The organism is Kitasatospora sp. SolWspMP-SS2h, from assembly GCF_003259315.1.
GTDB lineage: Bacteria > Actinomycetota > Actinomycetes > Streptomycetales > Streptomycetaceae > Kitasatospora > Kitasatospora fiedleri.
This window is the reverse complement of the sequence record NZ_QLLT01000003.1, coordinates 173,388-190,382: the sequence shown is the minus strand read 5'-3', so window position 1 is coordinate 190,382 and position 16,995 is coordinate 173,388. Positions and strand designations below refer to the sequence as shown.

20 protein-coding genes are annotated in these 16,995 nt (G+C 76.2%); 11 read left to right on the top strand and 9 right to left on the bottom strand.

Annotation, left to right across the window (positions count from 1 at the left end):
• Nucleotides 1-15 precede the first annotated feature (15 nt).
• Nucleotides 16-495: a DNA starvation/stationary phase protection protein gene (locus K353_RS04980; protein ID WP_111552333.1), complete on the bottom strand. Its 480-nt coding sequence runs from the start codon at nucleotides 493-495 to the stop codon at nucleotides 16-18.
• A gap of 237 nt (nucleotides 496-732) precedes the next feature.
• Here K353_RS04980 and K353_RS04975 point away from each other — a divergent pair, with 237 nt between their 5' ends.
• Nucleotides 733-1,137 carry an SsgA family sporulation/cell division regulator gene (locus tag K353_RS04975; RefSeq protein WP_158585339.1) on the top strand — a complete coding sequence of 135 codons (405 nt, stop codon included), beginning with the start codon at nucleotides 733-735 and terminating at the stop codon, nucleotides 1,135-1,137.
• Between the two features lie 182 nt (nucleotides 1,138-1,319).
• On the opposite strand, the gene K353_RS04970 is transcribed toward K353_RS04975, so the two are convergent.
• Both K353_RS04970 and K353_RS04965 read right to left on the bottom strand, forming a co-directional pair.
• On the bottom strand, nucleotides 1,320-1,757 hold the full coding sequence (locus K353_RS04970) for an ATP-binding protein (protein ID WP_111552331.1): 438 nt from the start codon (nucleotides 1,755-1,757) through the stop codon (nucleotides 1,320-1,322).
• Between the two features lie 69 nt (nucleotides 1,758-1,826).
• Nucleotides 1,827-2,219 (bottom strand): STAS domain-containing protein, encoded by a 393-nt coding sequence (locus K353_RS04965; RefSeq protein ID WP_111552502.1) that lies wholly within the window; start codon nucleotides 2,217-2,219, stop codon nucleotides 1,827-1,829.
• 210 nt (nucleotides 2,220-2,429) lie between these two features.
• On the opposite strand from K353_RS04965, the gene K353_RS04960 reads away from it, so the two are divergent.
• The 7 genes from K353_RS04960 (at nucleotide 2,430) to K353_RS04930 (ending at nucleotide 9,776) form a co-directional block, all read left to right on the top strand.
• The gene (locus K353_RS04960) at nucleotides 2,430-4,106 is read left to right on the top strand and encodes a PP2C family protein-serine/threonine phosphatase (protein WP_111552330.1); all 1,677 of its coding nucleotides are present in this window, start codon (nucleotides 2,430-2,432) and stop codon (nucleotides 4,104-4,106) included.
• A complete protein-coding gene (locus K353_RS04955) occupies nucleotides 4,103-5,326 on the top strand; it encodes a cobalamin B12-binding domain-containing protein (protein ID WP_111552329.1) in 1,224 nt (407 codons plus the stop codon). The genes K353_RS04960 and K353_RS04955 overlap by 4 nt, the downstream gene beginning before the upstream one ends.
• Nucleotides 5,323-5,661, top strand: a complete 339-nt coding sequence (locus tag K353_RS04950; protein ID WP_111552328.1) for an STAS domain-containing protein — start codon at nucleotides 5,323-5,325, stop codon at nucleotides 5,659-5,661. The genes K353_RS04955 and K353_RS04950 overlap by 4 nt, the downstream gene beginning before the upstream one ends.
• Before the next feature lie 120 nt (nucleotides 5,662-5,781).
• Nucleotides 5,782-7,026, top strand: a complete 1,245-nt coding sequence (locus tag K353_RS04945) for a cytochrome P450 (RefSeq protein ID WP_111552327.1) — start codon at nucleotides 5,782-5,784, stop codon at nucleotides 7,024-7,026.
• A gap of 71 nt (nucleotides 7,027-7,097) precedes the next feature.
• Nucleotides 7,098-8,186 carry a YihY/virulence factor BrkB family protein gene (locus tag K353_RS04940; RefSeq protein ID WP_146616396.1) on the top strand — a complete coding sequence of 363 codons (1,089 nt, stop codon included), beginning with the start codon at nucleotides 7,098-7,100 and terminating at the stop codon, nucleotides 8,184-8,186.
• A 119-nt stretch (nucleotides 8,187-8,305) separates the two neighbouring features.
• Nucleotides 8,306-9,385 carry a TIGR03557 family F420-dependent LLM class oxidoreductase gene (locus K353_RS04935; RefSeq protein WP_111552326.1) on the top strand — a complete coding sequence of 360 codons (1,080 nt, stop codon included), beginning with the start codon at nucleotides 8,306-8,308 and terminating at the stop codon, nucleotides 9,383-9,385.
• 79 nt (nucleotides 9,386-9,464) lie between these two features.
• On the top strand, nucleotides 9,465-9,776 hold the full coding sequence (locus K353_RS04930) for a WhiB family transcriptional regulator (RefSeq protein ID WP_111552325.1): 312 nt from the start codon (nucleotides 9,465-9,467) through the stop codon (nucleotides 9,774-9,776).
• Here K353_RS04930 and K353_RS04925 read toward each other — a convergent pair.
• Nucleotides 9,757-10,233 (bottom strand): STAS domain-containing protein, encoded by a 477-nt coding sequence (locus K353_RS04925; RefSeq protein WP_111552324.1) that lies wholly within the window; start codon nucleotides 10,231-10,233, stop codon nucleotides 9,757-9,759. The genes K353_RS04930 and K353_RS04925 overlap by 20 nt on opposite strands.
• Nucleotides 10,230-10,565: a hypothetical protein gene (locus K353_RS04920; protein WP_111552323.1), complete on the bottom strand. Its 336-nt coding sequence runs from the start codon at nucleotides 10,563-10,565 to the stop codon at nucleotides 10,230-10,232. The genes K353_RS04925 and K353_RS04920 overlap by 4 nt, the downstream gene beginning before the upstream one ends.
• A 133-nt stretch (nucleotides 10,566-10,698) precedes the next feature.
• Between K353_RS04920 and K353_RS04915 the strand changes: the two genes are divergently transcribed.
• Nucleotides 10,699-11,007 carry a helix-turn-helix domain-containing protein gene (locus K353_RS04915; RefSeq protein WP_111552322.1) on the top strand — a complete coding sequence of 103 codons (309 nt, stop codon included), beginning with the start codon at nucleotides 10,699-10,701 and terminating at the stop codon, nucleotides 11,005-11,007.
• 127 nt (nucleotides 11,008-11,134) lie between these two features.
• Here the strand turns inward: K353_RS04915 and K353_RS04910 are convergent, their stop codons facing one another.
• From K353_RS04910 to K353_RS04900, 3 genes are all read right to left on the bottom strand, one after another.
• Nucleotides 11,135-11,314 (bottom strand): hypothetical protein, encoded by a 180-nt coding sequence (locus K353_RS04910; protein WP_111552321.1) that lies wholly within the window; start codon nucleotides 11,312-11,314, stop codon nucleotides 11,135-11,137.
• A 134-nt stretch (nucleotides 11,315-11,448) separates the two neighbouring features.
• A complete protein-coding gene (locus K353_RS04905; RefSeq protein ID WP_111552320.1) occupies nucleotides 11,449-11,724 on the bottom strand; it encodes a DUF4235 domain-containing protein in 276 nt (91 codons plus the stop codon).
• Nucleotides 11,725-11,860: 136 nt separating this feature from the next.
• Nucleotides 11,861-12,382: a DUF6328 family protein gene (locus K353_RS04900; protein WP_111552319.1), complete on the bottom strand. Its 522-nt coding sequence runs from the start codon at nucleotides 12,380-12,382 to the stop codon at nucleotides 11,861-11,863.
• Between the two features lie 216 nt (nucleotides 12,383-12,598).
• Here K353_RS04900 and K353_RS04895 point away from each other — a divergent pair, with 216 nt between their 5' ends.
• Nucleotides 12,599-13,339, top strand: coding sequence for a hypothetical protein (locus K353_RS04895; RefSeq protein ID WP_111552318.1), 741 nt, complete (start codon nucleotides 12,599-12,601; stop codon nucleotides 13,337-13,339).
• Nucleotides 13,340-13,443: 104 nt separating this feature from the next.
• Nucleotides 13,444-14,394: an MBL fold metallo-hydrolase gene (locus tag K353_RS04890; protein ID WP_111552317.1), complete on the top strand. Its 951-nt coding sequence runs from the start codon at nucleotides 13,444-13,446 to the stop codon at nucleotides 14,392-14,394.
• A 29-nt stretch (nucleotides 14,395-14,423) separates the two neighbouring features.
• On the opposite strand, the gene K353_RS04885 is transcribed toward K353_RS04890, so the two are convergent.
• Nucleotides 14,424-16,946 carry a SpoIIE family protein phosphatase gene (locus K353_RS04885; RefSeq protein WP_233533379.1) on the bottom strand — a complete coding sequence of 841 codons (2,523 nt, stop codon included), beginning with the start codon at nucleotides 16,944-16,946 and terminating at the stop codon, nucleotides 14,424-14,426.
• Nucleotides 16,947-16,995: the final 49 nt, after the last annotated feature.

Below are 16,995 nucleotides of genomic sequence, written 5' to 3'. Positions count from 1 at the left end.
GGGCCGCGCCGGAGGTCAGGGCCGGTGCACGTGTTCGGCCCGGAACATCCAGGCGTGCTTCTCCAGCGCCGCGGTCACCGTGATCAGCAGGTCCTGGGTGACGGGGTCGGCCTCGCCGGTCTTGGCGATCCGCTCGCGCATCCGGGCGACCACCCCGGAGAGCGCCCCCACCAGCTGCTCCACCACCTCGGTGTCGGCCTGCCAGCCGGAGGGCACCCCGGGCAGGCCGCCGGCCGCGACGGTCGCGGCCCGCCCGTCCGGGCTGACGCCGATCGCCGCCGCCCGCTCCGCCACCTGGTCGGCGAAGTCGCGGGCGGTCGCCACCACCTCGTCGAGGTGGAGGTGGACCGAGCGGAAGCGGGGGCCGTACAGGTTCCAGTGCGCCTGTTTGCCGACCAGGGACAGGTCCACGAGGTCGACCAGGGCGCCCTGGAGCGCCTCCCCGGCCGTGTCGCGGTCGGGCCCGTCCAGCGGGCTGCCGGTGGCGATGTCCATCGTCGGGTCCTCTCCACGTCGGGGGCGGCCGGCGGACACCGGCCGCCCCTCCGGCTGCCCGGCCCGGCGGAACGGAAACCCGCCGGGGCGGCGGTAACGTTTTCGCATCGTTCGCGTGGCCCGTCCCGCCGGGGGTACCCGGGCTGGCGTCGCCCGGCCGCCCGGCCCCTCCCGGGACCGGGTCGCTCCCGCAGGCACGCCACCGGTACGCCAGCACGAACAGGAATGGGGACCCGCATGTCCGCCGCCGTGTCCAGGCCGATCTCCGTCACCCTCCCGGAGAGCCCCTACCCCCACGTCCCGGTCACCGGCCAGCTGCGCTTCGACCCCGCGCTGCCCTACGGCGTCGGGCTGGCCTTCCCGCCGCAGCACCCCGGCGACGAGGACGTCGTCTGGTGGTTCGGCCGCGAACTGCTCGCCGAGGGCCGCCGCGCCCCCAGCGGCGAGGGCGACGTCCGGATCGCCCCCGGCGTGGACGGCCGGGTGCTGATCACGCTGGGCGCCCGGGGCGAACGGGCGCTGATCAGCATCCCCGCCGACACGGTCGCGGCCTTCCTCGTCGACACCTTCGCCGAGGTGCCCCCCGGCACCGAGTCCGCCCACCTCGACCTCGACCTCGGGCTGGCCCGGCTGCTGGCCTGACGCCGCCACCGGTCACCGCCACCGGTCACCGCCCCTGGTTCACTGCCACCGCCCCGTCGGCCGCGCCGCGCCGGGCGGCTTCGTCCTGTCCGGGCGCGGGGTGCCCGGTCGGCGGTTCGACGGCTCGGCGGTTCACTCGTTCGGGGGAAATCCGCCGGGCCCCGGCCCCGGCCCGCGGTCCGTCAGGCGCTCAGGGTGACGCGGATGAGCTTGCCGCCGCCGGGCAGCGGGTGGATCTCCCAGCGGGTGGAGATCAGTTGGACCAGGGGCCAGCCCCGGCCGCCCAGGCGGGTGGGGTCCTGGAGGTTGGCGGCGTCGCCGTGCGGGCGGGTGTCGGCGGCGTCCTCGACGTCGATCGTCAGGGTCCGCCCGTCGCCGCCGGTCCGGACGGCGAACCCGGTCACCCCGCCGGCGTGCCGGATCGCGTTGGTGACCAGCTCGGTGACGGCGAGACAGGCGTCGCCGTGCAGGCGGTCCCCGGCCGCGCAGTACCCGGCGAGCGCTTCGGTGACGGCGGCCCGGGCCTCGGCCGCGGTGCGCACCGGGAGGCGGGGGCCGGGGCGGGGGCGGTGGATCGTCGGGGGGCGCCGCCGTGTCGGGTCGGTCTCGGCACGGGACATCGGGTGACCTCGAATCGAACGGGGCGGGAACGGTGCTTCAGTGATCCGGCTGCCCGGACGATGCGTTGATCACACCGGTGGAGTGCGCGGCGAACGGGTGACGCTCGTCCCGGACGCGCTCCGCACCGCCGTCTCGGCGTCCGCCGCGAGGTGCAGGTACCCGGTGGCGGCGGCCAGGTCGAGCAGCCGGCGGACCGGTTCCCGCAGCGGCCCGGCCAGCACCAGCCGCCCGCCGGCGTCCGCCATCCGGCCGTGGGCGATCAGCAGGCCGTGCAGCACGGAGGAGTCGGCGAAGGTGACCTCGGCGAGGTCGACCACCAGCAGCCGGGGGGAGCGTTCGAGCGCGGTCGTCAACCGCCGGACGAACTCCTGGGCGTCCTCCCAGTCCAGTTCGCCCCGCGCCCGCACCGTCTCGACGTCCGTCGGGTCCGCCCCGGCGGCACCGTGGGTGTGATCGGTCATGTCCGGCATGGTAGTGGTCCCGGCCCCGGCGGGTGACGGCCGCTCCGCCCGCACCGGGCCGCAGTAGCATGGCGGTTCGGGTGCGGCCCGCCGGACGCATGTGCAGGACCCCGGCAGGACGCGCCAAACCCGCCGTCCGCAGCGCGCCCCACCGGGCTCCTGGGCCGGCGGAAACCGAATGCGAGGTGAGGGTCCGTCAGGGCCCGGACGATGGCATTTCCGACTTCTCCCACGGCGACCACCGGCTGGGAGTTCCTGGCCGGCTCCCCGTACCCGGTGGCGGTGCTCGGCCCGGACGGCGCGCTGCTGCACGCCAGCGACAGCGCCCGCCGCCTGCTGGCCGCCCCGGCGGACAGCGGCCCGGCGGACAGCGACCCGCTGCCCGGCGCGCCGGTGGTCGGCGCCCCGGCCGGCGTGGTGCCGCCCTGGCTGCGCCGGGCCCACCTGGACCTGCCCGCCGACGGCACCCGCCCGGCGGCCGTCCGGCACACCGACCCGGTAGCCGGACCGGTCGAGGCGCACCCCTCGCCCCGCCCGGACGGCAGCGCCGTGTGGTGGTTCGTCGTCCCGGAGGGCGGACCGGCCCTGCTCCCGCCCGCCGCCGGAAGCGGCTCCCACGACTGGGAGCTGCTGACCCGCCTGTCCGGACTGCTGCTGTCCTCGCTGAACGTCGACCGGATCCTGGAGGCGGCGGTCCGCCAGGCCGCGCTGCACCTCGCCGACGCCGCCGTGGTGGTCGCCCCCGGCTCCGGCCGGACGCTGCGCTTCGTGACCTGCCTGCGCGGCGGCGACCCGGCGCACGTCCAGGTGCGGGCCGACCCGGCCGAGGTCCCCGGGCTGGCCGAGGCGCTCCAGGGGTTCCCGCCGGTGCCCTCGCGGTGGATCGACCCGGACACCACGCCGCGGTGGCTGGTGCCCGCCGGTTTCGGCCGGGTCGGCTCGGTGCTGGTCACCCCGCTGCCCGGGCACGGCGTCCCGGCGGGGGCGCTGGTGCTGCTGCGGGCGGCGGGCGGCGGCCCGTTCCCCGTCGACGAGGAGGTCTTCGCCCGGATGTTCGCCGCCCGGGCCGGGGCCGCCGTCTCCGCCGCCGTCATGTACTCCGAGCAGGCCGCCGTCACCGACCTGCTGATGCGCGAACTGCTCCCGCCGCGGCTCGAACACCTCAACGGGGTGGACTTCGCCGGCGGCTACCGGGCCTCGGTCGACCGGGACCGGATCGGCGGCGACTTCTACGACGTCCACCCCGCGGCCGACCCCGACGGCGAGACGCTCGCCCTGCTCGGCGACGTCAGCGGCAAGGGCCTGGAGGCCGCCGTCATGACCGGCAAGGTGCGCAACACGCTGCACGCGCTGCTGCCGCTGGCCGACGACCACCAGCGGGTCCTGCACCTGCTCAACCGGGCGCTGCTCACCTCCCACCACACCCGCTTCGTCAGCCTGGTGCTGGCCTCGGTCCGCCGCGAGCAGGACCGGGTCCGGGTCCGGCTGTCGGCCGCCGGGCACCCCGCGCCGATGGTGGTCCGGGCCGACGGCCGGGTCACCGAGTCCACTACCCTGGGCAGCATCGTCGGCGTCCTGCCGGAGGCCACCACCCACACCGACACCGTGCTGCTCGACCCCGGCGAGGCGTGCGTCCTGTACAGCGACGGGATCACCGAGGCCAAGGGCGGGCCCACCGGCCAGGAGCAGTTCGGCGACCACCGGCTGCGCCAAGCGCTCGGACAGTGCGCGGGCATGCCCGCGGAAGCGATCGTGGAACGGGTCCAGATGCTCATCGCCCAGTGGCTCCGCGAGGGCCGGCACGACGACATGGCGATCATGGTCATCGCCGCGCCCCCGCCCGGCCACCTGCCGGTGGTCGGCGCACGCCGGGGGGACGACGCATGAGCACCGACATTCCGGGCGACACGCTCACCCACGGCCGGCGCCCGTTTCCGGCCCCCGCCCGTCCCCGCGCCGCGGCCCCCCGGCCCGAGGAACTGGTCGAGGAGCTGTGGGAGGTCGTCATCGGCGGCGACCAGGCCGGGGCCGCCGCGCTCACGACCGGGGCCCTGGAGCGGGGGCTGCACCCGGAGTCGCTGCTGCTCGACGTGATCGGCGCGCTCCAGGCCCGGATCGGGCGGGAGTGGGCGGCCGACCGGATCACGGTGATCCAGGAGCACGCCGCCACCGCCGTCAACGACCGGGTGGTGTCCCTGGTCTCCGGCCACCCGGCGTTCGCCGCCGCCGCCGGACCGCGGCGGCCCGGCCGGATCGCGGTGGCCTGCGTCGACGGCGAGTGGCACGCCTTCCCCGCCCGGCTGCTGGCCGAGGTGCTGACGCTGCGCGGCTGGCGGGTCGACCACCTGGGCGCCCAGTGCCCCACCCCGCACCTGATCGCGCACCTGCACCGCACCGCCCCCGACGCGCTGGCGCTGTCCGCCTCGCTGTCCACCCGGCTGCCCGCCGCGCACGCCGCGATCACGGCCGCCCAGGCCGCCGGGGTGCCGGTCATCGCGGGCGGCGCGGCGTTCGGCCCCGACGGCCGCCACGCCCGGCTGCTGGGCGCCGACGCCTGGGCCCCGGACGCCCGGACCGCCGCCGAGCGCCTGGCCCGCGGACTGCCGCTGCCGGCCTCCCCGCACCAGCCCGTCGACGCCCTCCCGCACCTCGCCGACCAGGAGTACACCCTGGTCGGCCGCAGCGGGCGCGAACTGGTCGGCGCCGTGATGGCCGCCCTGGAACGGGAGCACCCCGCCGTCCGCTCCTACACCCCGCTCCAGCGCGACCACACCCTGGAGGACCTGTCCCACATCGTCGAGCACCTGTCCGTCGCCCTCTACACCGGCGACCCGGAGCTCTTCACCGCCTTCACCGGCTGGACCAGGGAGATCCTGCTGGCCCGCGCCGTCCCGGACACCCTGCTCGCCTTCGCGCTCGGCGTCCTGCGCGAGCAGCTGCGCGACCTGCCGCGCAGCGTCGCCGCCCTGACGGCCGCGCTGACGGCCGCCCGGCCGCCCGTGCCCGCCGACCCGCGCCCGCTGCCGTCCGTGCCCGCCGACCCGTGCCCGCTGCCGTCCGCGCCCGCCGACCCGTGCCCGCTGCCGACCCCGGGGACCCCCGCGTGAACGCCCACCCCGTCCCCCCGCCCCGGCCCGCCGCGGGCGCGACCCGCACGGCCACCGTCCCGGTGGACGGCGAACTCGACCACGAGAGCTGCGGGGAACTCGTCCGGGCGGTCGCCCGCCACCTGGCCGCCCGCCCCCGGGTCGACGTGGTCCGGCTGGACTGCGGCGGCATGTCGCTGTGCGACTCCATGGGGCTGTCCGCGCTGCTCCAGATCCGCCGGGACGTCGACGCCGCCGGCCGCCGCCTGCTGCTCGACCACCGGCCCGCCCACCTGGAGCGCCTGCTGCGCCTCACCGGCACCACGGACTACCTGCTCGCCGACCGCGCGGACTGAACACCCGGACCGACCGCCCTGGCCGGGTGCCCGGACCGGGCCCCGGCCCGGGCGCTCCGGGGGGTGGTCCGTCCGGGGCCCGGCCGGTTTCCGATCTCCCGGCAGGGGCAGCCGACGGCCATGGACCGACGACGCGCCCCCTGGTGGGACAGTTCCCTCTCACTGCTGACCCGCGGCTACGCGTGGCTCCCCGACCTGCGCCGCCGCCACCCCGGGCCGGTGGTCCGGGCCCGGCTGGCCGGGCGGCCCGCGGTCGTCCTGCACGGACCGGAGGCCGTCCGCTTCTTCTACGACGAACGGCACGTCCGGCGCGCGGGCGCGCTGCCCGAGCCGGTCCGGAGCACGCTCTTCGGGCACGGCGCCGTGCACTCCCTGGACGGCCAGGTGCACCGGCTGCGCAAGGCGCTGTTCCTCTCGCTGCTGGCCGACCCCGCGCAGGTCCGCGCGCTGGTCGACGAGGTCGGCGCGGCCTGGGACACCGCCGTGGGGGAGTGGGCCGAGCGGCCCCGGGTGGTGCTGCTGGACGAGGTCGCCCGGGTCCTCACCGAGGGCGTCCGCCGGTGGGCCGGCCTGCCGCTGCCCGAGGACGGCGCCGACGCGTTCGCCGCCGACCTGGTCGCGATGGTCGACGGCTTCGCCACCCCCGGCCCGCGGCACTGGCGGGCCCGGCTGGCCCGCCGCCGCCGGGAGGCCTGGATCGCCGGGATCGTCACGGACGTGCGCAACGGCACCGCCCGCGTCCCGGCCGGCTGCCCGCTGGAGCGGGTGGCGCTGCACCGGGACGCGGACGGCGAACCGCTGGCGCCGCGGGTGGCGGCCGTCGAGGTGCTCAACCTGGTCCGCCCGACCGTCGCGGTCTGCTGGTTCGTCGCGTTCGCCGCCCACGCCATGCACCTGCGGCCGGAGAACCGCGCGGCGCTCGCCGACGGGGCCCCGGCCCGGGCCTGGGCGTTCGCCCAGGAGGTCCGCCGGTTCTACCCGTTCGCCCCGTTCGTCGGCGGCCTGGCCGCCGCCGACCTGACCCACCGGGGCGAACCGATCGCCGAGGGCACCCTGGTGCTGCTCGACCTGTACGGGCAGAACCACGACCCGGCCCTGTGGGGCGACCCGTACGCCTTCCGCCCCGAGCGGTTCCTGGACCACCCCGCGGACGTCGGCCAGTCCGTCCCGCAGGGCGGCGGGGACCCGGCGCGCGGGCACCGCTGCCCCGGCGAGGCGGTGGTGGTCGAACTGCTGGAGGACCTCTCGGTGCGGCTGGCCCGGCTGGAGTACGTGCTGCCCGCCCAGGACCTCTCCATCCGGCTCGGCCGGATGATCGCCCGCCCGCGCAGCGGCTTCGTCATCGAGGCGGTCCGCGCCGGATGACGCACCCGCGACCGATCGGAGGACCGGCCGGCGAGCAGGCCGCAGACACGCACCGCACGGAGAGGACGACCATGCCGAACGGCGAACACGGCGAACACGGCGAACACGGCGAACACGGCGAACACGGCGAGCACGGACAGCACGGACAGCACGCCGAGCACGGCGAGTACGGACAGCACGGACAGCACGGTGAGGAGGGCCGCGGCGCCCACCGCGCGCCGGAGGGGCCGACGCAGGTGCCGGCCCGCGGCTGGGCCGCGGTGCTGCGCCGCACCACGAAGGAGTTCCTGGACGACGAACTGCCGGACCGGGCCGCCGCCCTGACCTACTACGGGGTGCTGGCGGTCTTCCCGGCGCTGCTGGTGCTGGTCTCGGTGCTCGGCCTGCTCGGCCACTCGGCGACCGACCGGGTGCTCGACAACCTCCAGCAGCTCGCCCCCGGGCAGGCCCGGGACGTGCTGCGCTCCACGGTCGAGCAGTTGCAGGACGGGCGCGGCACCAGCGGGGTGCTGGCCGCGGTCGGCCTGCTGGGCGCGCTCTGGTCGGCCTCCGGCTACGTCGCCGCGTTCATCCGGGCGTCCAACGCGGTCTACGACATCCGCGAGGGCCGGCCGGTGTGGAAGCTCACCCCGCTGCGGGTCGGCCTGACCCTGCTGATGATGGTGCTGCTGCTGGCCAGCGCCGTGATCGTGGTCTTCACCGGCCCGGTGGCCCGGCGCGCCGGGGACCTCCTCGGGGTCGGCCCCACCGCCGTGACGGTCTGGTCGATCGCCAAGTGGCCGGTCCTGGTCCTGCTGGTCTCCGTCATGATCGCGCTGCTGTACTGGGGGGCCCCCAACGTGCGCGGCCGGGGCTGGCGCTGGGTCTCCCCGGGCAGCCTGCTGGCCGTGCTGCTCTGGCTGCTGCTCTCCGGCGGGTTCGCCGCGTACGTCGCCAACTTCGCCTCCTACAACCGGACCTACGGCACCCTGGCCGGGGTGATCGTCTTCCTGGTGTGGCTGTGGCTGTCCAACCTGGCGATCCTGCTCGGCCTGGAGTTCGACGCCGAACTCTCCCGCGAACGGGCCGTCGAGGGCGGCCTCCCGCCCGACGCGGAGCCGTACGTGCCGCCGCGCGACACCCGCAAGTGGCCCGACGGCGCCGACGGCGCCCGGAGCTGACATCCGGAGCCGGCGGCCCGGCGACGGCGCCGGCCGGGGCGGTCGGACCGGGGAAAACGGGCAGACGGTCCGGCGGGGGTGACCCCCGACGACACGGGCACCGAGAGCGAGGAGTCGTGATGACCGAGTACGGGTTCTTCCTGTCCTGCGAGGAGTTCACCCCGCGGGAACTGATCCACCAGGCCGAGCGGGCGCAGGCCGCCGGGTTCACCCGGCTCGCGATCTCCGACCACTTCCACCCGTGGAACGAGGCGCAGGGCAACAGCGCCTTCGTCTGGTCGATGATCGGCGCGCTCTCGCAGACCGTCGACCTGCCCGTCACCACCCTGGTGACCTGCCCCACCGTCCGCCTGCACCCGGCGGTCACCGCCCAGGCGGCGGCCACCTCCAGCGTCCTGCTGGAGGGCCGGTTCACCCTCGGCGTGGGCACCGGCGAGGCGCTCAACGAGCACGTCCTGGGCGACCGCTGGCCCTCCTACGAGGAGCGCGCCGAGATGCTGGAGGAGGCGGTCGAGGTGATGCGCGAGCTGTTCACCGGCCGCCAGGTCAGCCACCGCGGCCCGAACTACACCGTCGACAACGCCCGGCTCTACACCGCGCCCCCCGGCCGGCTGCCGATCCTGGTTTCCGGGTTCGGCCCCCGGGCCGCCGCGACGGCCGCCCGGATCGGCGACGGCTTCGTCACCATGACGCCCGACGCCGACCTGATCGCCGTCTTCCGGGACGCGGGCGGCGCGGGCAAGCCCGTGGTCGGGGGGCTCAAGGTCTGCTGGAGCGCCGACCGGGAGAAGGCGGTCGACGAGGTGCACCGCCGCTGGCCGACCGAACTGCTCCCCGGCGAGCTCGCCCAACTCCTGCCCACCCCGGCGCACTTCGAGCAGGCCAGCGAACTCGTCACCCGGGAGATGGTCGCCGACGCCGTGACCTGCGGCGACGACGTCGAGGCGCACGTCGAGGCGGTCCGCGCCTACGAGCGGGCCGGCTTCGACGAGGTGTACGTCGGACAGATCGGCCCCGACCAGGACGCCTTCTTCGACGCCTACCGGGACCGGGTGCTGCCCGCCCTGCGGGGTGCCGCGGCGGACGCGCACCGGCCGCTGGAGACCCCGGAGGCCCGGATGACCGGGGAGGGCGCCCCCGCCCCGGACGAGCGCGCCGAGGACGGCCCCGAGTCCGCCCGCACCGATTCCGGACAGTGAAACCGGACGGAACGTGCATGACCGGCGGCCGCCCGGTTAGACGGTGGTTGTTCGATTCCACCGTTCGGAAGGCAATGTCGTGACCAAGGCCTCTCGCCTCCCCGGCGCGCAGACGCACCACTGGGACTGGCAGCTCGAAGGCTCCTGCCGCACCGTCGGCAGCGAGGTCTTCTTCCGACCCGCGAACGAGGGCCGCGCCGAGGCCCGGGAGCGCGAGCAGGCCGCGAAGCGGGTGTGCGGCGGCTGCCCGGTCCGCCTGGAGTGCCGCCGGTACGCCCTCGCCACCCACGAGCCCTACGGAGTCTGGGGCGGCCTGACCGAGGACGAGCGACGCGCCCTGCTGGTGCGCCGCGAGCCCGCCGCCACCCGGGTCATCCCCGTCGCCGCCTGACCGCGACGACGCCACGCGGGCCGACCGGACCCCGGTCGGCCCGCGGCGTTCCCGGCGGCCCGCTCCGCAGCGCGTGCGGCCGGGGCCGGACGACCGTCCGCACCCCCGCCTCCTCGACCGGCAGGTACGGCGCGCAGCGGGTGATCTCCAGCACCCGGCGCACGCAGGGCGCCGGGGAGCCCAGCGCCAGCGCCACCCCGAGCACGCCCGCCGCCTGCCGGGCCCGCAGCAGGGTGTCCAGGGCGGACGAGGTGAACAGCTCGACCGCCCGCAGGTCGACGCAGAGCCGGGCCGGACGGGCCCGCAGACCGCGGTGCAGGGCCAGCGCGAAGGCGTGCTGGTTGTCCTGGTGCAGGGCGCCGACCAGGGCGCACCGGACGGTGCCGCCGGTGTGCCGGGTCTCGATCCGCAGATCGGGGGCGTGCAGCACGGCCGTCCGACCGGTGCGCCCGGTCACCTCACGGCACCGGCCGGAAGCGCGGCACCGACCCCGGCGCCGGCCGGAAGCGCGGCGGCGGACCGGGCGCCCGGCCCGGAGCGGGGAGCGGGCAGCGACTCGGACCCGGTCGGCCCCTTCGCCACCGCGGCCCCCAGGATCTCCCACAGCGCGACGGCGTTGCCGCGCAGCTGGTCGGTGACCGGCGCGCCGTCCTCGGCGGCCGCCAGGTAGGCCCGCACCCCGGCGATCGCGTACCGCAGCTGCGGCGGCAGGTCCCGGTCGGTGCCGGCGCCGGCGGTCAGGACCGCGGCGAAGTGCTCAAGCCGCGCTCGGGTCAGAGCCTCCACCATCACATCGCCTCCAGGCACCGGTGCGGGAGACCGGCACGTCCCACTGTCCCCGCACACTCAACATGCGTCAATGAATGCACGAAAATTATGTCATGCATCGCGAGTCGTGAAATCCACTACCTATCCTGGGACGGTGGAGCGAACCGCCGAATCCAGCCGCCAGTGGACCTTCCTGACCAATCACGCCAGGGTGCTGATCCAGATCTACCGCGACCCCGGCATCCGGGTGCGCGACATAGCCGCCCGCTGCCTGCTCACCGAGCGCGCAGTGCAGCGCATCATCGCCGACCTGGAAGAGGCCGGGTACCTCACCCACGAGCGCCGCGGACGCACCAACCACTACCGCGTCATCGACGGCCAGCTGCGCCACCCCGCCGACGCCGGGCCCACCATCGCCGAACTGCTCTCCGCCCTGCTCACCCCGCCGACGGTCACGTCCTGACGGTCGCGTCCCGACGCTCACGCCCCGACCGGCCGTCCCCGACCCGCCGCCCGCGCGGGTCCGGCCGGAAAACGACCGTCCCGGTCCCCGCCCCTCCGGGGGCGGGGACCGGGACGGTCGCGGGCGCTCAGGGCGCCTGGCTGTCCGCGGCCGGCGGCTCGGGCTCGTCCGTCCGGCCGTCCTCGGCCTTCGCCCGCACGTCGGCGGGAGTCGGCGCGGTGATCTCGCGCTCCTCGGCCGACCGCTCGCGCACGCTCTCCTCCGGTGCGTCCTGCGCGGCCCGGTCCTTGCCGTCCTGCGTGGTCATGGCTGTTCCTCTCCGTCTCCGACTGTCCGTCTCCGACTGGGACACCCGGCGGCTACCCCCGACCGGGGCCGTCACACCGGGCCGATCGGGTGAACCCGCGCACCGGGCCCGGCGGCCCGGGCCCGACGCCGCCCTCAGCTCCGGCCCGCGGGCCAGGTGCCCGTCACCCGCCGCCAGGCGACCGCCCCCGACCGGTCCAGGACCGCCTTCACCAGCGCGAACAGCGCGCCCTGGAGCGCGGCGGCGGTCAGCACCTGTCGCCAGCCCCGGTCCTCGTCGGTCGCGTTCGGGGTGTCCTCCTCGTGGGCGATCCGCTGCCACAGCCGTTTGAACACCGCCCCGGCCAGCACCCCGCCCAGCGCCCCCACCAGCATGCCGACCGGCTTGTACACCACCACTGCCGCGTTCACACCCGGCCTCCTCTCCTCCCGGCCCGCCGCCGGACCGCCGGGCCTCCCGCGCGGCTGCCCGACCGCCCCACCCGCAAACGACCGCCCCACCTGCAGACGGCCGCCTCCGGGAAGCGGGGCGCTCACCGCCCGGCGCTCACCGCCCGGCGCGGCGCCCCCCGGCGCGGCGCTCCTCGTGGCGCAGCAGCAGGGAGGGCAGCACCAGCCAGGTCAACGCGAAGTAGGCGAGCCCGGCGGCGGAGACCACCGCGGCGAGCACGGCGTTGCCGGTCGCGGTGCGCAGCAGCAGCAACAGGGCGCAGCCGATGGTCAGCGCGAGCAGGGTCAGCCCCAGCCCGAGCAGCCGGGAGCCGGTGCGGATCAGCACCGGCTTCAGGTCGTGCCCGGCCAGCAGCCGGTGGAAGGCGACCGGGGCGATCAGCGAGGCGGTCGCGCAGGCCCCCAGGATGACGGTGGCCGTGTAGAGGTTCCGGTCGAAGTCGCCCAGCGTGGCGAACCGCGGCGTGAAGGCGACGCTCAGCAGGAAGCCGAACAGGATCTGGGCGCCGGTCTGGGCGACCCGCACCTCCTGGAGCATCTCGTCCCACTGCCGGTCGGCCCGCTCCTGCGGGCTCTCGTCACGGCCGGGCCCACCGCCGGGGGTCGAGGCGTCGCTCACTGGGGTCCTTTCGATCGTCGCGCCCGAACCGGGGCGCGGGCCCGGGGCCGATTCTCGCCCCGCGCCGGGCCCCGCGTTCCGCACCCGGGCGCCCGCGGGGTCGTGTCGCGCCCCGGGAAGCGGCTGCCCGGCGGGCCGCCGCCCATGCCGTCCCGGCGTGGGCGGCGGCCGACCGGGCATGCGAGGGGATATCCCACCCGACCGGAAGGCCCGTCCATGGACAGTGCGGAACGGCACGTCAACGACCACCGCGCGAAAGCCCTCCGCCGCTTCCCGCGCCACGAACGCCGGGGCGAGGCCCGGCTACCCGCCGTACTGGCCACCCTGACGGCCGTCCTGCTCTACCTGGCGCTGCCCGAACAACTCCTGGTCGTCCCCCGGTTCGTGCTGCCCGCGCTGGAGGTGCTGCTGCTGATCCCGCTGATCGCGGTCAACCCGCGCCGGATGACCCGGCAGAACCGCTTCTCCCGCATCCTGTCGCTGGCCCTGGTCGCCCTGATCGGCATCAGCAACCTGGTCTCCCTCGGCCTGCTGGTCCGGGCGATGGTGACCAGCCAGGCCCAGGAGGGCGGCCCGCTGCTGCTCGCCGCGCTCCAGGTCTGGGCCACCGGCATCATCGTCTTCGGCCTGGCGTTCTGGGAGCTCGACCGCGGCGGCCCGGTGATGCGCACCCAGGCCGACCGCTCCGAACTGCCGCTCGCCGACTTCCGGTTCTCCCAGGACGAGAACGACGACGCCGTCGAGGAGGTCGCCGACGGCTCCTCCCGCACCAGTGACTGGGTGCCCACCCTGATGGACTACCTGTACGTCTCGGTGACCAACTCCACCGCCTTCAGCCCCACCGACACCATGCCGCTCTCCACCCGGGCCAAGGCCCTGATGGCGGTCGAGAGCGTCTCCGCGCTGATCACCTCGCTGCTCGTCATCGCCCACGCGGTGGGCATCCTCGACCAGTAGCCGCGCCGCCGGACCGGGGACGACAGGGGACGCCGGGCCCCCGGACCCGGGGGACCGCCCGCCCGGCGGAACCGGCCGCGCACGACCGACCGTCCTTCCCGGGCATGAGTGACAACACCTTGGGACGACGCGGACTCCTCCGGACGGCGGTCGCGGGAGCCGCCCTGCTGCCGGTGGCCGGAGCCGCTCCCGCGGCCGCCGCCGCGGGCGAGCCGCAGCAGCCGGGCGGCGGCGAGACGGCGTTCACCTGGCTGGGCAACAGCGGCTGGCGGATCGAGGGCAACGGGAGGACCGTGCTGTTCGACCCGTACCTCACCCGCTACCCCACCCACGGCTTCGACCCGAAGACCCCGCTCACCGTCGACCCCGCCGCGGTCGACCCGCACCTCGGGACACCGGACCTGGTGCTGGTCAGCCACAGCCACTGGGACCACGTCAACGACGTCCCGCACATCGCCACCAGCCGGGGCGTGCGGGTGGTCGGCACCGCCACCACCTGCCACCTGCTCCAGGCGATGGGCGTGGACCCGGCCCAGCTGATCGTGGTCAAGGGCGGCGAGGTGCTCGACTTCGGCGGGTTCACCGTCCGGGTGGTGGCCGCCCTGCACAGCCGCAACGCCAAGCACCGCTACTGGGCGCCGGGCACCCTGACCGCGCCGCCCGCGCAGGCCCCCACGACGATCGGCGAACTCGTGGAGGGCGACACCCTGGCCTTCCAGGTCCAACTGGGCGACGGCCCGCAGACCCTGCTGACCGGCGCCAGCGACTTCGTCGAGCACACCTACGCCGGCCTGCGCCCCGACGTCGCGATGATCGCCGTGGAGAGCACCGCCCGCACCACCCACCGGTACGTGCCCCGGCTGCTCCGGGCGCTCGACTTCCCGCGCACCGTCGTCCCCGTGCACTGGGACGTCTTCGAGACGCCGCTGACCGACCCGGCCGTCCAGGACCCGTCGATGGACCTGGACGGCCTGCTCACCCAGGTCCGCGCCCTCGCCCCGCGCACCCGGCTGATCCGCCCCGAGCACCTGGGCACCCTGCGGCTGCGCGCCTGACCCGCCCGGCGGCGCCGGCCGGACCGGGCCTACCGCACCTCGATGCCCACCAGGCAGGTGTCGTCGTCGGTGTCGGCGCCGCTGAAGCGCAGCAGGTGGTCCAGGTGGGCGTCCAGGGCGGTCGCGCCCTCGCGGGGGGCCGCCTCGGAGAGGCTGACCAGGTTGGCGAGCGAGGCGTGCAGGCCCTGGTCGCGGCGCTCGATCAGACCGTCGGTGTACATCACGATCCGGTCGCCCGGCGCCAGCGCGATCTCGCTCTCCTGGTAGTCGGCCTGGTCGATCACGCCCAGCAGGATGCCGTCCACCTGCGGCAGGCACTCCGCCGCCCCGCCGCGCAGCAGGACCGGCGGCAGGTGGCCGGCCCGGGCCCAGCGCAGCAGGCGCCGCTCCGGGTCGTACAGGCCGCAGACCGCGGTGGCCGTGACATTGTCGGTCAGGTGGTGCGTCACGCTGTTCAGCCAGGCCAGCAGCTGGGCCGGACCGGCCCCGGTCGCGGCCAGGCCGCGCAGCGCGTTGCGCAGCGCGACCATCCCGGTGGCCGCCTCGATGCCGTGCCCGGCGACGTCGCCGACGCACACCAGCACCTGCCCGGAGGGCAGCGGCAGCGCGTCGTACCAGTCGCCGCCGACCAGGTGGTCCTTCTCGGCCGGGCGGTAGCGCACCGCCACGTCGAGGTTGTTCAGCGTCCGCGACCTGACGCTGGGCGGCATGATCGCGTGCTGGAGCTGGAGCACCAGCCGGTGCCGCTCGGCGACCTGCTGCTCGCTCTGCGCCAGCTGGTCGCGGGTGGCGGCCAGCGCGACCTCGGTCCAGTGCTGCGCGGAGACGTCCTGGTAGGCGCCGCGGACCGCGCTGACCTGCTCCAACCGGTCGGGCACCGGCTCGGCCACCACCCGGATGTGCCGGGTCACCCCGTCCGCCCGCTGGAGGCGGAAGGCCGTGGACGCCGGGCGCCGGTGGTGCAGCAGGGTGCGCAGGAAGCGGCCCACCGCGTGCCGGTCGTCCGGGTGGGCGTGGTCGACCAGCCGCTCCAGCGGGATCGGCCGGTCGGTGGCCGGCAGGCCGTACAGCTCGAACAGCGTCTCGTTCCAGACCACCTCGCGGGTGGTCAGGTCCTCCTCGAAGCCGCCGATCCGGCCCAGCCGCTGCGCGTGGTGCAGCAGCCGCGCGATCTTCGGGGTGCTGTCGGTCAGCCGCCACAGCACGGTGACGTGGCTGCCGTGCCGGCTGATCGACACGTACGCGTCGGCGGTCAGCGGCACCCCGTCGACCAGGGCGGCCAGCTGCATCCGGGGGTCCTTGAACGGCGCCCCGGTGGCGTGCACGTCCTCCACCGCCTCCAGCAGGTTGCCCTCCTGCGCGGCCAGCGGGTACGCCTCCAGCAGCGGGGAGCCCACGATCGCCCCGGTCGGGCGGCCCGCGAAGTCCACGAACGCCGGATTGGCGTAGCGGATCACGAACCGCGGCGGGAAGGCGTCGTCGGCGGGCTCCAGGATCATGCACGGGTCGAGGACGCCGTCGACCAGCCGGCTCAGCTCCTCCAGCCGCCCGGCCCCCGGGGCGTCGTCCGGCGCGTCCCCGGTCCAGGTCTCCAGGGTGGCCGCGCACAGCTCGGCCAGCGCCTCGAACTGCCGGTGCAGCGACTGCGACCACCTCGGCAGCTCGTCGCGCCAGCACACCTCCAGCACGCCGATCAACCGGCCGCCGACCCCCGCCGGCACGGCGACCCGGCCGCCGCTGGCCTCGTGCTGGCCGATCGAGGGCACCGACGCGTCCGCCAGGGTGCGGTACGTCACCGGTGCCCGCTCGTCCAGCGCCCGGCGGGCCGCGGTGACCACCCCCGGCGGCACGTGGCGCCACCGCCGGGCCTCCGCGTCGGCGAAGCCCGCGCTGCCCGCCAGCGCCAGCGACAGGTCCGGCCGGGCCGCCCAGATCGCCACCGCGACCGCGCCCAGCGGCCGCAGCGCGTGCTCCAGCATCGCGCGGGCCGCCGCCGCCGCGTCGGTCGCGCTCAGCGCGTCCGCCTCGGTGTTGCGCAGCCGCACGCCGACCCGCTGGGACGCCGGGTTCGCCGCCCGCGCCACGAAGTCCTGGGCGGCCTCGGAGATCTTGTCCGCGGCGGCCTGGTTGACCAGGCCCGCCGCCAGCTCCAGCGGGGTCGAGCCGGCCTGCCCCGCCAGCAGGTCCAGCTGCCGGGCGGCCTCGGTGGGACCGCAGCGCAGCCGCTCCACCAGGATGCCGACCGCCATCTCCACCACCGACCGCCCCGCGGCGTGCGCCTGCGCGTCGTCCAGCTGCCGGCGCAGCTCCTCCACGGTGCCGGCCAGCCGCCCGAGCGCCCCGTCGACCACCGGGTCGTCGTCCACCGGGTCGTGGCCCGCGAAGTCGTGACCCGCGAAGTCGTGGCCCGCGACCAGGCCGTCCGGCGCCGCGAACGGCACGGACGGCAGGAAGGGCGCGGACGGGGCGGGGCGCTGGGCGCCGATCAGCCCGGACCCGGTCGGCGTGGTCGGCAGGCCCTGGTCGGGGCGCGGCTCCCGGGACTGGTGCACGGCGTGGTCTCCTGCGGCTCTGCTGGACGGACGGGGGACGGGCGGGGGA